The organism is Stenotrophomonas sp. YAU14A_MKIMI4_1, from assembly GCF_003086855.1.
Lineage (GTDB): Bacteria > Pseudomonadota > Gammaproteobacteria > Xanthomonadales > Xanthomonadaceae > Stenotrophomonas.
In genome coordinates this window covers 3,476,361-3,491,806 of record NZ_CP025998.1, presented here as the reverse complement: position 1 = coordinate 3,491,806, position 15,446 = coordinate 3,476,361, and the positions used below count along the sequence as shown (strand labels likewise).

Annotated in this window: 11 protein-coding genes; 8 read left to right on the top strand and 3 right to left on the bottom strand. The window is 67.8% G+C overall.

What is annotated here, in order from left to right; translation table 11 throughout:
- Position 1 precedes the first annotated feature (1 nt).
- The 8 genes from C1931_RS15895 to C1931_RS15860 all read left to right on the top strand — a co-directional run bounded on the left by C1931_RS15895 (position 2) and on the right by C1931_RS15860 (position 12,416).
- Positions 2-2,068, top strand: coding sequence for a TonB-dependent copper receptor (locus C1931_RS15895; RefSeq protein ID WP_108757029.1), 2,067 nt, complete (start codon positions 2-4; stop codon positions 2,066-2,068).
- A gap of 299 nt (positions 2,069-2,367) precedes the next feature.
- Positions 2,368-3,474 carry an efflux RND transporter periplasmic adaptor subunit gene (locus C1931_RS15890; protein WP_108757028.1) on the top strand — a complete coding sequence of 369 codons (1,107 nt, stop codon included), beginning with the start codon at positions 2,368-2,370 and terminating at the stop codon, positions 3,472-3,474.
- The gene (locus tag C1931_RS15885) at positions 3,471-6,596 is read left to right on the top strand and encodes an efflux RND transporter permease subunit (protein ID WP_108757027.1); all 3,126 of its coding nucleotides are present in this window, start codon (positions 3,471-3,473) and stop codon (positions 6,594-6,596) included. Before C1931_RS15890 ends, C1931_RS15885 begins: the two co-directional genes overlap by 4 nt.
- A complete protein-coding gene (locus C1931_RS15880) occupies positions 6,589-7,185 on the top strand; it encodes a GNAT family protein (protein WP_108757026.1) in 597 nt (198 codons plus the stop codon). Before C1931_RS15885 ends, C1931_RS15880 begins: the two co-directional genes overlap by 8 nt.
- 208 nt (positions 7,186-7,393) lie before the next feature.
- Positions 7,394-8,902: an alanine/glycine:cation symporter family protein gene (locus tag C1931_RS15875; protein WP_108757025.1), complete on the top strand. Its 1,509-nt coding sequence runs from the start codon at positions 7,394-7,396 to the stop codon at positions 8,900-8,902.
- On the top strand, positions 8,903-9,745 hold the full coding sequence (locus C1931_RS15870) for a TrmH family RNA methyltransferase (protein WP_108757024.1): 843 nt from the start codon (positions 8,903-8,905) through the stop codon (positions 9,743-9,745).
- Between the two features lie 221 nt (positions 9,746-9,966).
- Positions 9,967-10,953, top strand: coding sequence for a hypothetical protein (locus C1931_RS15865; RefSeq protein WP_108757023.1), 987 nt, complete (start codon positions 9,967-9,969; stop codon positions 10,951-10,953).
- Between the two features lie 11 nt (positions 10,954-10,964).
- Entirely contained in the window at positions 10,965-12,416 is a 1,452-nt protein-coding gene (locus C1931_RS15860) for an alanine/glycine:cation symporter family protein (protein ID WP_108757022.1), read from the top strand.
- 107 nt (positions 12,417-12,523) lie between these two features.
- Here the strand turns inward: C1931_RS15860 and C1931_RS15855 are convergent, their stop codons facing one another.
- From C1931_RS15855 to C1931_RS15845, 3 genes are all read right to left on the bottom strand, one after another.
- Positions 12,524-13,945 carry a M28 family peptidase gene (locus tag C1931_RS15855; protein WP_108757021.1) on the bottom strand — a complete coding sequence of 474 codons (1,422 nt, stop codon included), beginning with the start codon at positions 13,943-13,945 and terminating at the stop codon, positions 12,524-12,526.
- Positions 13,946-14,201: 256 nt separating this feature from the next.
- Entirely contained in the window at positions 14,202-14,606 is a 405-nt protein-coding gene (gene mscL, locus C1931_RS15850) for a large-conductance mechanosensitive channel protein MscL (protein ID WP_108753980.1), read from the bottom strand.
- A 53-nt stretch (positions 14,607-14,659) separates the two neighbouring features.
- Positions 14,660-15,376: a fumarylacetoacetate hydrolase family protein gene (locus C1931_RS15845; protein ID WP_108757020.1), complete on the bottom strand. Its 717-nt coding sequence runs from the start codon at positions 15,374-15,376 to the stop codon at positions 14,660-14,662.
- Positions 15,377-15,446 lie beyond the last annotated feature (70 nt).

The window sequence follows — 15,446 nt, the reverse complement described above, 5'->3', positions numbered from 1 at the left end:
CATGAAAAACCTGTCCCGCCCCGCGGGCGCGTCCGCGCGCCTGCCGGTTGCCCTCGGCCTCGCCGTGGCCGCTTCGCTGGCCCATGCCGCGCCCGCTGATGAAGCGCGCACCCTCGATACCTTGGTGGTGACTGCCGCCGCCCCGTCTTCGCCACTGCACTGGGTGACCGATCCGCGGCTGCCGCGGCAGCCGGTGCCGGCCAGTGATGGCGCCGATTACCTGAAGACCGTTCCTGGTTTCTCCGCCATCCGCAACGGCGGCACCAATGGCGACCCGGTGCTGCGCGGCATGTTCGGGTCGCGCCTGAACATCCTCAGCAACGATGGCAACCTGATCGGCGCGTGCCCCTCGCGCATGGACAATCCGCTGTCCTACATCGCGCCGGAAAGCTTCGACCGGCTGACCATCATCAAGGGCCCGCAGAGCGTGCGCTGGGGCGCGGGTGCCTCGGCCGGCACCATCCGTTTCGAACGTGATACGCCGCGCTTCGAGGCGCCGGGCCTGCGCGCCGATGCCAGTGCGCTGGTCGGCTCGCGCAACCGCAACGACCAGGTGCTGGACCTGACCGTGGGCAATCCCAGCGGCTATGTGCGCGCCAGCGGCAACCGTTCAGAAGCGGACGACTACAAGGACGGTCATGGCGATGTCGTGCCCTCGAAATGGCGCAAGTGGAACGGCGATGTGGCGCTGGGCTGGACGCCCGATGCCGATACGCTGCTGGAAGTGTCCGCCGGTGCCGGCGATGCCATCGCGCGCTATGCCGGTCGTGGCATGGACGGTGCTGCCTTCGAACGCACCACCTTCGGTGCGCGCTTCGAGAAGCGCAACCTGCCCGGCGCGTGGGACACGTTGCAGGCCAACGTGTACTACAACGAAGCCGACCACGTGATGGACAACTACACGCTGCGCACGCCCAATCCGCACAGCAGCATGCCCATGCCGATGGCCTCCAATGTCGACCGGCGTACCCAGGGTGGGCGCATCAGTTCCGAATGGCGCTGGCAGGACGTGCAGCTGGTGGCCGGCGTGGATGCCGAAGACAGCCGCCACCGCGGCCGCGTGGGCATGGGCCGCAACACCTACCAGAACGCGGCCTGGAGCCGTGATGCCGACTTCGAGCGGCAGGGCGTGTTCACCGAACTGACCCTGGGCGCCGACACCGCGCAGCGCTGGATCAGCGGCCTGCGCATCGACCGTGCGCGCGTGCGCGATACGCGCGCGCAGATCAGCGGCATGATGATGGACATGCCCAACCCCACGGCCGGGCAGCAACGCCGGCAGTGGCTGGGCAGCGGCTTCCTGCGCTACGAACAGGACCTGGCCCAGGGCCTGACCGCCTACGCGGGCCTCGGCCACAGCGAGCGCATGCCGGACTACTGGGAGCTGTTCTCGCCCGATGCCGGGCCGGCCGGCAGCGTGAATGCCTTCGCTGGCATCCAGCCCGAACGCACCACTCAGCTCGACGTGGGCCTGCAGTACAACGGGCCGCGGGTGCAGGCCTGGGTGTCGGCCTACGCCGGGCAGATCCAGGACTACATCCTGTTCACCTACCGCAGTGGCGGCATGATGGGCAGCAGCAGCCAGGCCGACAACATCGACGCACGCATTGCCGGTGCCGAAGCCGGGCTGAAACTGCAGTTGGACGAGCAGTGGTCGTTGGGTAGTACCCTGGCGTATGCCTGGGGCGAGAACCGCGATGCACACCGCCCGCTGCCGCAGATGCCGCCGCTGGAAGCGCGCCTGAGCGCCGACTGGCAGGGCCAGCGCTGGAGCGCGGGCGCCCTGCTGCGTGCGGTCACCGCCCAGCACCGGGTGGCGACAGGGCAGGGCAATGTGGTGGCGCAGGATCTGGGCCCCAGCGCGGGCTTTGCCACCTTCGCGCTCAATGCGGCCTATCGCTTCAGCACGCAACTGCAGCTCAGTGCCGGCGTGGACAATCTGTTTGATCGCGCCTACAGCGAACACCTGAACCTGGCCGGCAGCGCCGACTTCGGTTTCCCGGCCGATCCGGTACGCATCAACGAGCCCGGGCGCAGCCTGTGGATGAAGGTGAACTACCGGTATTGATCCGCCGGTCATGGCCCGGCGCTACCCATGCCCCGGGCAAAAAAACGGGGTCGGACCCCGCCAGGGCCGACCCCCGCCTGGCGCCCTCAGCCAGGCAGGTTTGACTGTACGATGGCACCGGCACGTGCGGGCGCGCTGGATACATCCCGACATACGCCGACACCACGGCGGCAACCCTTGCATGGAACGGGTTCCCGGCGCTATCGCGCGGCAGGTTTCACGCCGGTAAACGCTTGGCACATACCGATTTCATGGGGCGGTGCCTACACTCGGCGGCCGTGGATCAATCAGGACTGTGCATGTTGGCTCGTATCGCTTCCCCCCTGGCCCTTGGCCTCGGCCTGGCCCTTCTGGCCGGCTGTGCAGGCAAGCCGGAGGCTGCCGCACGCCGGCAGGGTGAAGCCGTACCGGTCACCGCGCAGGTGGTGCAGCCCACGCAGTGGAACGACACGCTGCAGGCACTGGGCACGGCCAAGGCGCGCGAATCGATCAGCGTGACCGCCAAGGTCAGCGAGATCGTGGACCGCGTGCATTTCGAAAGCGGCCAGCAGGTGGCCGCCGGTGCGCCCATCGTCACCCTGCGCGGCCAGGCCCAGCAGGCTGCGCTCAGCCAGGCCCAGGCCACGTTTGCCGAAGCCGACCAGCTGTACAAGCGCCAGCGTGAACTGGCCACCCAGCGCCTGGTGTCCAGTGCCACGCTGGATACGCAGAAAGCGATCCGCGATGCGGCCGAAGCGCGCGTGGCGGAAATGCAGTCGGAAATCGGTGACCGCCGCGTGCGCGCACCGTTTGCCGGCGTGCTCGGCATCCGCCAGGTCAGCCCCGGCTCGCTGGTCACGCCCACCACGGTCATCGCCACGCTGGATGACATCGAGCGCATGCACGTCGATTTCCAGGTGCCGGAAGTGGAGCTGGCCGCGCTGTCCACGGGTGACAAGGTCAGCGCCACCAGCGTGGCCTGGCCGGGCCGCACCTTCGAAGGCGAGGTGAGCACCATCGATGCGCGCATCGATCCGGCTACCCGTGCGGTGACCGTGCGCGCCGATTTCGCCAATGCCGACCACGCGCTGCGTCCCGGCATGCTGCTGGATGTGCGCCTGTTCCGCCCCGAGCGCCCCGCACTGGTGGTACCGGAAATCGCCGTGGTGCAGGTCGGGCGCGATTCGTATGTGTACCGCCTGAAGAGCGACGACACGGTGGAACGTGCCGACGTGGTGATCGGTGCGCGCCGCTCGGGCGTGGTGGAAATCCGCCAGGGCCTGCAGGCCGGGCAGCGTATCGTGGTCGATGGCACCGGCAAGCTGCGCCCGGGTCTGAAGGTGGCGGCATCCAACGCGGCCGCCGCCAACGATGCGCAGGCGCCGGCTGAAACCACCCCGGCCGCCGCCGAGGGCCAGGGCGGATGAAGCTTTCCGACATCTCCATCCAGCGGCCGGTGTTTGCCGTGGTGATGAGCCTGCTGCTGCTGGTGCTGGGCATCATGTCCTTCACCCGCCTGACCCTGCGCGAACTGCCGGCCATCGATCCGCCCATCGTCTCGGTGTCGGTGGATTACACCGGCGCCTCGGCGGCGGTCATCGAAAGCCGCATCACCCAGGTGCTGGAAGACGCGCTGGCCGGTATCGAAGGTATCGACACCATCAACGCGCGCAGCACCAACGGCCGCTCGCAGGTCAGCATCGAATTCACCTCCAACCGCGATATCGAAGCGGCCGCCAACGACGTGCGCGACGCGGTCAGCCGCGTGGCCGACCGCATGCCCGAAGAGGCGCGCCCGCCGGAAATCGCCAAGGTGGAAAGCGATGCCGACCCGATCATCTGGTTCAACATGTCCTCCACCACCATGGACACGCTGGAACTGAGCGATTACGCCGACCGCTACGTGGTCGATCGCTTTTCCAGCCTGGACGGCGTGGCCCAGGTGCGTATTGGTGGCCGCCAGCGCTATGCCATGCGCATCTGGCTGGACCGCGACCAGCTGGCCGCGCGCGGGCTGACCACGGGCGATGTGGAAACCGCCCTGCGCAACGAGAACGTGGAACTGCCTGCTGGCCGCATCGAATCGGCCGACCGCGATTTCACCCTGCGCGTGGAGCGCAACTACGTCAAACCCGAGGACTTCGCCACCATTCCGCTGGGCAAGGGCGCCGACGGCTACGTGGTGCGCATGGGCGACGTGGCCAAGATTGAACTGGCCTCGGCCGAACGCCGCGCCTATTTCCGCAGCAACGGCGAACCGGGCGTGGGCCTGGGCATCGTCAAGACCTCCACCGCCAACTCGCTGGACGTGGCCCGCGCCGCGCGCGCGGAAGCAGAAAAGGTCGCCGCCACGCTGCCCGAAGGCACGCAGATCGTGGTCACCTTCGACAACACCACCTTCATCGAAGCGGCGGTGGACCGCGTGTACGCCACGCTGGTGGAAGCGATGCTGCTGGTGCTGGCGGTCATCTGGCTGTTCCTGGGCAGCTTCCGTGCCGCCTTGATTCCGGCGGTGACGGTGCCGGTGTGTCTGGTGGCTGCGTTCATCGCGCTGTACGCCTTCGATTTCTCCATCAACCTGCTCACCCTGCTGGCGCTGGTGCTGTGTATCGGCCTGGTGGTGGACGATGCGATCGTGGTGGTGGAAAACGTGCAGCGCCGCATCGACCTGGGCGAACCACCGCTGGTGGCGTCCAAGCGCGGCACCACCCAGGTCGCCTTCGCGGTCATCGCCACCACCGCCGTGCTGGTGGCCGTGTTCCTGCCGGTGGGCTTCCTGGAAGGCAATACCGGGCGCCTGTTCCGCGAACTGGCGGTGGCGCTGGCCGCGGCGGTGGCGCTGTCGGCGTTCGTGGCCCTCACGCTTACCCCGATGATGGCGTCCAAACTGCTGAAGCCGCATACCGGGCAGGCACCGCGCGGCCTGCATGGCTACATCAACCGCAACCTGGACCGCTTGGCCGCCGGCTATGGCCGCGTGCTGGACCACCACGTCGATCGCACCTGGATCTACCTGGCGGTGATGGCCGCGGCGCTGCTGGCCACCTGGGGGCTGATGAAGATCCTGCCCTCGGAACTGGCGCCGGCCGAAGACCGCGGTTCGTTCCAGATCATGATCGACGGCCCCGAAGGCGCCGGCTACGACTACACCGTGCAGCAGGTGCAGCAGGTGGAAGCGCTGCTGGCCCCGCACGTGGGCGCCGACAAGTCCATCGCCCGTGCCAACCCGCGCGTGCCCGGCGGCTTCGGTGCCAGCGAGGAAATGCACACCGGCCGCGTAAGCGTGTTCCTGCAGCCGTGGCGCCAGCGCAGCGAAAACACCGTGGACGTGGCCAACGAACTGCAGAAGGAACTGGACACCCTGCGTGGCGTGCGCGTGCGTACCCAGGTCGGTGGCGGCCTGGTGCGCAGTGGCGGGCAGCCGTTCCAGATCGTGCTGGGCGGGCCGGAATACGCGGAAATCGCCCAGTGGCGCGACCGCATCCTGCTGCGCATGGCCGACAACCCCGGTCTGGTCGGCCCCGATTCGGACTACAAGGAAACCCGCCCGCAGATGCGGGTGAACATCGACCGCCAGCGTGCGGCCGACCTGGGCGTGCCGGTCACCGCCATTGGTTCGGCGCTGGAAACCATGATGGGTTCGCGCCGCGTCACCACTTTCGTCGACAACGGCGAAGAGTACGACGTGCTGGTGCAGGCCGGCCGCGAGGGCCGCGCCAGCCCGGCCGACCTGGCCGCGATCCGCGTGCGCGCCAACTCCGGCGAACTGGTGCCGCTGTCCAACCTGGTCACGCTGAGCGAAGTGGCCGAAGCGGGCACGCTGAACCGCTTCAACCGCCTGCGCTCGATCACCATCAGCGCCGGTCTGGCGCCCGGCTACCCGCTGGGTGAAGCCATCGCCTGGGCGCAGCAGGTCAGCCGCGAAGAACTGCCGCAGTACGCGCAGATCAACTGGAAGGGCGAATCGCGCGAGTACCAGAGCGCCGGTGGCGCGGTGCTGCTCACCTTCGCCATGGCCCTGCTGGTGGTGTACCTGGTGCTGGCCGCGCAGTTTGAAAGCTTCATCCATCCGCTCACCATCATGCTGACCGTGCCGCTGGGCGTGCTCGGCGCGCTGGTCGGCCTGTGGGTGAGCGGCGGCACGGTGAACCTGTTCAGTCAGATCGGCATCGTCATGCTGGTCGGCCTGGCCGCGAAGAACGGCATCCTGATCGTGGAATTCGCCAACCAGCTGCGCGATGACGGGCGCACCGTGCGGCAGGCGATCATTGAATCGGCCATGGTGCGCCTGCGCCCGATCCTGATGACCTCGATCGCCACCGTGGTCGGCGCCGTTCCACTGGTGGTGGCCGGTGGCCCCGGCTCGGCCAGCCGTGGCACCATCGGCATCGTGATCATCTTCGGCGTCACCCTGTCCACCTTCCTGTCGCTGTTCGTGGTACCGGCGTTCTACGCGCGCCTGGCCCCGTACACCCGTTCGCCCGAAGCGGTGAAGCGCGAACTGGAAAAGCAGGAAGCCGAATCGCCCTCGGTCGGCGGCCATGCCTGACCGGCACAGCGGCGGGGTGCCGGACGGGGTCGGATCCCTTTCCCAACGGGAAAGGGCGCTGACCCCGCACCTCGAAGGCCCAGGCTTCCGACTGCGTCCCTGGCACCCCAACGACCTGGAATCGCTGCTGCAGCACGCCAACGACCCCGAGGTTTCGCGTGGCCTGCGCGATCGCTTCCCGTACCCCTACACCCGCGACGACGGCCTGGCCTTCCTGGCCGGCCGCGTGCTGGCGGCCAGCACGCTGAACCTGGCCATTGAAATCGACGGCCAGGCCTGCGGCAGCGTGGGCGCCCAGCCGGGCAGCGCAGAACGCGGGCACAGTGCCGAGTTGGGGTATTGGCTGGGAAGGGCGCATTGGGGGCAGGGCGTGATGACCCGCGTGGTGGCCCTGTTCGTGCCCTGGGTGATGGACGAGCTGCGCCTGTTCAGGCTGCAGGCCGAGGTCCTCGATTTCAACGAAGGCTCGGCCCGCGTGCTGCTGGCCAACGGCTTCAGCGAAGAGGGCACGGCCCGTTGCGCGGTGTACAAGCGCGGCCAGCTGCACGACCTGCGCCGCTTCGCCCGGGTGCGCACCCAGCTGCCCTGAACGGCCAGGGGTCAGATCCCTTTTCGCCAGAAAAGGGCTCTGACCCCATTCCACGGCCGCGAACCGGGGTCAGAGCCCTCGCGCCCTGCGCAAGGGATCCGACCCCCTGCTTCTGCCGCTATCGCCCCGGTCCGCGATCAGGGAGAATCGGTGCTGTCCCTTCCAGCCGACGGGACGTCCCCCAACCCGCCGACTGGAGAGAGCGCGCGTGGAAGCAACCGTACATTTCATCAACAGCATCATCTGGAGCAAGGCACTGATCGTGGTGTGCCTGGGCGCCGGCCTGTTCTTCAGCCTGCGCACGCGCTTCATGCAGCTGCGCGGCTTCTTCGAGATGTGCCGCCTGACCGTGAAGGGTGAGAAATCCGACGCCGGCGTGTCGTCCTTCCAGGCCTTGGCCATGTCCATGGCCGGCCGCATGGGCATCGGCAACATCGCCGGCGTGGCCACCGCCATCGCCTTCGGCGGCCCCGGTGCGATCTTCTGGATGTGGGTGATGGGCTTCCTCGGCGCGTCCACCTCGTACGTGGAATGCACCCTGGCGCAGATCTACAAGACCAAGGATGCCGAAGGCCGCTACCGCGGTGGCCCGGCCTATTACATCGAAAAGGCGATGGGCCTGAAGTGGTACGCCCTGGCCTTCGCCGGTGCCACGATCATCGCGGCCGGCTTCCTGATGCCGGGCGTGCAGGCCAATGCCATCGCTGACAGCGTCATCAACGCCTGCCGCGGCACCGCGCTGTGCGGTCCGCTGGATGGCCAGGCCTTCGGCATGGACCAGGTGCAGGCGCTGAAGCTGGGCATCGGCATCGTGGTGGCCCTGCTGCTGGGCGTGGTCATCTTCGGTGGCGTCAAGCGCATCGCCAACTTCGCCGAAGTGGTGGTGCCGTTCATGGCCGCCGGCTTCATCCTGATGGCCATCGTCATCATGATCATCAACGCCGACCGCGTGCCGGAAATGTTCGGCATCATCTTCGACAGCGCCTTCGGTACCCATGCGGCGTTCGGCGCCATGATGGGCCTGGCCATCGAATGGGGCATCAAGCGCGGCATCTACGCCAACGAAGCCGGCCAGGGTTCGGGCCCGCACGCCGCAGCAGCCTCGGAAGTCTCGCACCCGGCCAAGCAGGGCTACGTGCAGGCCTTCGCCATCTACTTCGACACCATGATGGTGTGCACCGCCACCGCCTTCCTGATCCTGGCCAGCGGCACCTACAACGTCTATTCGCCGGTGGAAGGCGCCGCGCCGATCTTCCAGGGTCTGGCCGGCATTCCCGAAGGCGCCGGCTATGCGCAGGCGGGCGTGGAAGCGGTGCTGCCGGGCTGGGGTTCGGCCTTCGTGTCCATCGCCATCTTCTTCTTCGCCTTCACCACCATCATGGCCTATTACTACATGGCCGAAACCAACCTGACCTACGTCAACCACAACAAGAAGCGCCCGCTCACCGTGCTGCTGCTGCGCCTGGGCATCATCGGCATGGTGGTGTTCGGCGCCTTCCACAACGCCACCCTGGCCTGGGCGCTGGGTGACATCGGCGTGGGCCTGATGGCCTGGCTGAATATCATCGCCATCCTCATCGTGCAGAAGCCGGCCATGCTGGCCCTGCGTGACTACGAACGACAGAAGAAGCTGGGCCTGGACCCGACGTTCGACCCCGATGCACTGGGGATCAAGAACGCCGATTTCTGGCGCCAGCGCAAGCAGGAGACCGTGTAAGTGAACAACCCCTGGAACAACCGCCGCCCGTCCGCCCGTCCGCCGCGTGCCACACCGTTGCCGCGCCCGGAAGGGCAGGGCAGTGGCGGTGGTGCAGGCGCCGGTGGGCGTGGCAATGACGAACTGCGCCTGTACGGCCTGAATGCCGTGCTGGCGGCGTTCGAAGCCCGCCCGCAGGCACTGCGCAAGCTGTACCTGCTGGAGGCGCGCATTCCGCGCCTGCAGCCGCTGTTGAAGTGGTGCGTGGCCAACCGCGTGGGCTACCGCGTGGTGGAAGACGGCGATCTGAACAAGCTGGCCGGCACCACCCACCACGAAGGCGTGGTGGCCGACGTGCTGCGCGCACCCGCGCTGGAACTGGCGCAGTGGCTGCAGCAGGTGGGTGATGGCCCGGCGCTGGCGCTGTGGCTGGATGGCGTGGGCAACCCGCACAACCTGGGCGCGATCCTGCGTTCGGCCGCGCACTTCGGGGTGAAGGCGCTGCTGCTGCCGGCCGGCAGCACGCTGGCCCTGTCCGGCGCCGCCGCGCGCGTGGCCGAAGGCGGTGCCGAAGCCGTGCCGCTGGTGCAGTTGCCCGACGATGCGCAGGCCATGGCGCAGCTGCGTGCGGCCGGTTTCGGCCTGGCCGCCACCCTGGTGGACGGCGGCGAAGACGTGTTCCATGCGAGCCTGCCGTCGCGCCTGGTGTACGTGATGGGCGCCGAAGGCGAGGGCATGGACCGCGAGCTGGCCGGTCTGTGCGACCAGCAGGTGTCGATTCCGGGCAGCGGCGCAGTGGAAAGCCTGAATGTCGCATCTGCCACGGCAGTGCTGCTGGCGCAGTGGGCCAGCCGTCGCGGTTGACCGCTGATGGGGGCGGAGCCCGCGCCTGCGATGCGGGATCCGACCCCGCGCATCCGGGTCGGATCCCTTGCCACAGGCAAGGGCTCTGACCCAAGACCGCAGACTTGCCCCACACGCCAATGCGTCAAGCACGCATGACGTTTTGAAAATTTCCTTATTGGTCCGCTGTTCCTGGCGACGCAGGGTGGAAGTCCATCCCACGTTGTCCAGGAGTGGCTGTCATGCATCACCCGCGTTCTACCCTTGCCGTTGCCCTGCTGCTGGCCTGCACGCTGCACAGTGCCAGTGCGCTGGCCCAGCAACACAGCCTGGAAGGCGTCAACTTCACCGGCCCGCTGATCACCCCCAATCCCGCCGGCATGGCGGCCGGGCACTGGTACATCGAACCCTATCTGGTGCGCGTGGACAGCACCGCGTACTTCGATGACAGCGGCGATCGCCACCGCAGCGATGAACGCAGCGGCGCCTGGGCGGTGGTGGTGCCCATTGCCTACGGCTTCAGCGAACGGGTCACCGGCCAGGTCAACCTGAGCGCCTCGCGCGCCGAATCGGGCAGCACCCACAGCAGCGGCTTCCGTGCCGGCGATACCACCGCGCGCCTGCAGTACCTGCTGCAGGCCCCCAGTGCCGATGGCACCACCCCGGCCGTTTCGCTGGCGCTGGTGCAGCGCTTCAGCACCGGCAGCCACGACCGCATCACAGGCAATGCACTGGATGCGCAGGGCGATGGCGTGCAGCGCACCACGCTGGCGCTGGGCATGCAGAAGGTGGAATGGATGGGCAACGACAGGCCGCTGCGCTGGCGTGCGCAGTTCAGTGCGGGACCTGCACCGTCGCGCACGGCCATTTCCGGCGCCAGCGTGTATGGCACTGAACGTGGCTTCCAGGGCCACATCGCGCGCGGCTCGGTGCTGGGCCTGTCGGTCGGTGCCGAGTACAGCTTCAATTCGCGCTGGGTCGGGGTCATGGAGTTTGCGGCCAGCCGCGAATCGGGCCAGCGCCTGACCGGCTTTGCACCCGGCGCCGATGGTCAGGTGCGGCGCATCGACGAGCGTCGCCCGGCCAGCCGCAACCTCACCCTGGCGCCGGCGGTGGAATACCACTTCAGCCCCTCGCTGGGGTTGATCGCCGGCGTGGAAATGACCGTGGCCGGGCGCAACAGCGGCCGCATCATCAGCCCCCAGGTCGCCCTGGGCATGTTCTTCTAAGAGGGCACGCCATGACTGTCGAATCCATCGTCAACAGCGTGCTGGGCGTGGTCTGGAGCCCGCTGCTGGTGGTGCTGTGCCTGCTGGCCGGGCTGTACTTCAGCATCCGCACCCGATTCATCCAGCTGCGCGCGCTGCCGGACATGCTGCGCCTGATGTTCCGCCATGAACGTTCCGACGCAGGCGTGTCGCCGTTCCAGGCCTTGTCGCTGTCACTGTCCAGCCGGGTGGGCGTGGGCAACATCGCCGGCGTGGCCATGGCCATCGCGTTCGGCGGCCCGGGGGCCATCTTCTGGATGTGGATCGTGGCGTTCCTGGGCGCCTCCAGCGCCTTCATCGAATCCACCCTGGCGCAGATCTACAAGGACCGCGACGGCAAGGGCCAGTACCGCGGCGGGCCGGCGTACTACATCGAAAAGGGCCTGGGCCAGCGCTGGTATGCGGTGCTGTTCGCGGTGGTCACGGTGATGGCCGGGGCGATGCTGGCCGGTACCCAGTCCAACGCCATCACCAGCGCGGTGAACGAAGCCTGGAACGTGCCGGTGGCCGCGACCACGGGTGTACTGCTGGTGGTGCTGGCCGTGGTGCTGTTCGGCGGCGTGCGCCGCATTGCGCGCGTGGCCGAATGGGTGGTGCCGATCATGGCCGTGGCCTATCTGGGCGTGACCGCCGTGGTCATGGTCATCAATGCGGACAAGCTGCCCGAGGTCATCCTGCTGGTGGTGCGCAGCGCCTTCTGCGTGGATGCGGCCTTCGGCGCGATGATCGGCACGGCCATCCAGTGGGGCGTGCGCCGTGGCGTGCTGTCCAACGAAGCGGGCATGGGCAGTGGCGCGCATCCGGCCGCTGCCGCAGAGGTGTCGCATCCGGTGAAGCAAGGCCTGGTGCAGTCGTTCTCGGTCTACATCGACACCCTGGTGGTGTGCAGCGCCACCGCGTTCCTGATCCTGTCCACCGGCCTTTACAACGTGTACGACCCAGCGGTGAACGGCATTCCCGATGAGGCGCGGCTGCTGCTGGGCAATCTGCCGGGCGTGGAGGCCGGGCCGCGCTTCGTACAGCACGCGGTGGAATCGGCATTGCCGGGCTTCGGCCGCTCGTTCGTGGCGCTGGCGATCCTGCCGTTCGCGTTCACCACCATCCTGGCGCTGTACTACATGGCCGAAACCAACGTCAGCTACCTGTGCCGCGACCGCCCCAGCCCGTGGGTGATGGGGGTGTTCCAACTGTTGTTCCTGGCCGCCACCGGCTATTCGGCCATGAACAGCGCCACCGTGGCCTGGTCGCTGGGCGACATCGGCGTGGGCATGATGAGCTGGTTGAACATCATCGCCATCGTGCTGCTGCAGAAACCCGCGCTGGCCGCGCTGCGCGATTACGAGCAGCAGAAGCGCAACAAGCGCGATCCGTTGTTCAACCCGCAGAAGGTCGGCGTCCGCAATACACGGGTGTGGGAAGGCTGACGCGATCGGGGTCAGAGCCCTCGCCATGGGCGAGGGATCTGACCCCACGCAATCGCCTGGTAGGTGCGAACCTTGGTTCGCACCGCTGTTGCCGCGGCGCTACCGCATCACTCGTTCGGCGGAACCGTCGCCTTGGCCTCACTGCCAAAGCTGCCATCGGCTTCCGCGGCCAGATACGCAAACACGGTGTACGCGGCCACGTTCTGCGCGAGCGCCTTCGGGTCGATCTTGTCCAGGGTGTCGTCGGCGGTGTGGTGCAGGTGGAAATAGTCCGACCCATCCTGTGCCAGCCACGCCCACGCGCCGCCCTTGGCCGCCAGCGGGCCCACGTCCGGGCCCGGGCCGCCCTTGTCGGCCTGGTACTCGATGCCCAGCGGCTTCATCACTTCGGCAATCTGCTTGGTCGCTTCGCGCGACCCTTCCGGGTTCGGCGAACCGGTGTTGAACGCATAGATGCGCCCGGCACCGAAGTCGCTCTCGGCAGCCAGCTGGTGCAGGGCCACGTCCTTGGCGTGTGCTTCGGCATAGGCCTTGCCGCCGTACAGACCCTGTTCCTCGTTGGCGAAGGCGATCACCCGGATCGTGCGCTTGGGTGCCTGCTTCAGCTGGCCGATCAGATGGCCGGCGGCCATGGTGATGCCCACGCCGGCGCCATCATCCACCGCACCGGTACCCAGGTCCCACGAATCCAGGTGGCCGCCAATCACCACCACTTCCTTGGGCAGGCTGCGCCCGGTGATCTCACCGATCACGTTGTACGAGGTGGCAGTGCCATCCCAGCCACAGTCCAGCGCCACCTTCACCGTGGTGCTGCCACGGGCCAGCAGGCGGGCCAGCTGGTCGGCATCGGGCACCGACAGCGCGGCCGACGGCACCGGGGTCAGGCCATCGTCGAAGCGGGTGATGCCGGTGTGCGGCACACGGTGCGAATCGGTACCGGCCGAGCGCATCAGGAAGCCGACCGCACCCTTGCGGATGGCCTCGGACGGGCCCTTGCTGCGGATCGCGCCGCCACGGCCGTAGTCGCGGCCATCGCGGAAGGGCAGCATCTGGTAATCGACGAAGGCGATCTTGCCCTTCAGCGAACCGGCAGGCGCAGCCTGCAGGGCGGCCAGGTCGGCAAAGCGCACCACCTCGGCTTCCACGGTGCCGCCGGGGCTGCCGCCCAGCGCGGTGATCTGCAGCGGCTGCGGGTTCTTGCCGGTCACCGCGGCGTGTTCACTGCGGCGTTCCCACTTGGGGAAGGTCACCGGTTCCTTCCAGACCTTGTCAAAGCCCAGCGCCTTGAACTTGGCTTCGGCCCAGGCCACGGCGCGGGCATCGGCCTCGCTGCCAGCAATACGCGGGCCGATTTCGGTGGTCAGCGATTCGACCACCTTCCAGCCGGTGTCGTCGGCCAGTGCCTGGTCGCGCAGCTGCGCGGCCGTGGCCAGCGAGGCCGGGGGCAGGGTGGTGGTGCGGGGCGCCGCAAACGCAGGCGCGGCCAACAGGGCGAGGGACGATGCGATGGCAAGAATGCGGCGACGCATGGACAGCTCCGGGAAGGGTGTAAGCCTTGGAGCTTAACAGTCGTTCAGCGCCGCGCATGGGTGGGAGGTCACGGTGGCGGCGAACGCTGTTTTCCGGCCATGACCGGCAAAGCGGTAACGCCGGGCCATGCCCGGCGGAGGTCCACGATCCGCTTCGCTCGCCGGGCATGGCCCGGCGCTACCTTGATTATCGTCCCGCCCAGTCGAGCAAGCTCGACTCTACGGGTGGGCGGGGCGCGCGATGGCGCCCGGCGCCTTATTTCTTCAGGCTGTCGCGGATCTCGCGCAGCAGCAGCACGTCTTCCGGCGTGGCGGCCGGGGCGGCTTCCTTCTTGCGCGACAGGCGGTTGATCACCTTGATCACCAGGAAGATGGCGAAGGCCACGATGACGAACTGCACCAGGGTGTTGAGGAAATCGCCGTAGCCGATCACCACCGCCGGAATCTCCTTGCCATCCGGGCCGATGCTGGCCGGTGACAGCACCCACGCCAGGTCAGAGAAATCCACCTTGCCGATCAGCATGCCCAGCGGCGGCATGATGATTTTTTCCACCAGCGCGGTGACGATCTTGCCGAAGGCGGCGCCAATCACCACGCCCACGGCGAGGTCGATGACGTTGCCGCGCATGGCAAATTCCTTGAACTCGGTAAGCATTCCCATTGTTGTTCTTCTCCAGAGGGCGAGGGGACAGGCGCAGGGTAACGCAGCAGATGTCAGCCAGCGATGACGCCGTGGCGCTCGGCCACGTTTTCCAGGCGTGCGCTGAAACGGTCGCCCGGCTTCAGTGCGGCCACGCCCGACGGCGTGCCCATGAACACCAGATCGCCGGCGCGCAGCTGCCACAGCTTGGACAGTTCGTGCAGGATTTCCGGCACGTTCCAGATCATCTGGTCCAGCAGCGATTGCTGGCGCACTTCGCCGTTCACTTCCAGCGAAAGATTCAGGGCGGCCAGATCACCCACTTCGCCGGCATGCACGATTTCGCTGATCGGCGCGGAGGCGTCAAAGCCCTTGGCCGAATCCCACGGGTGGCCCTTTTCCTTGGCGGCGGCCTGCAGGTCGCGGCGGGTCAGGTCCAGGCCCACGGCATAGCCGTACACCAGTGCGTCGGCATCGGCCACGGCCAGCTCACCGGCCGGCGCGTCGCGGCCGATCGCCACCACCAGCTCCACCTCGTGGTGCAGGTTGGCAGTGGCCGACGGGTAAGGAATCACATCGTCGTGGCCGACCACGATGGCATCGGCCGGCTTGGTGAAGAACATCGGCCGGCCGCGATCATCGGCGGCCGGCACCGCGGCACCCATTTCGCGCGCGTGGTCGGCGAAGTTGCGGCCCACGCAGTACACGCGGTGCACGGGGAAGCTGCCACCGCCCACCACGGGAACGCGGGGCACGGCGGGGGCGGCAATCACATCGGAAACATCGGACATGCGGACATCCAGGAAGGGCGTGCCCGCAGTCTAGAACTTAACGATACCCGCCGTCAGCGGGTGCGCGCCT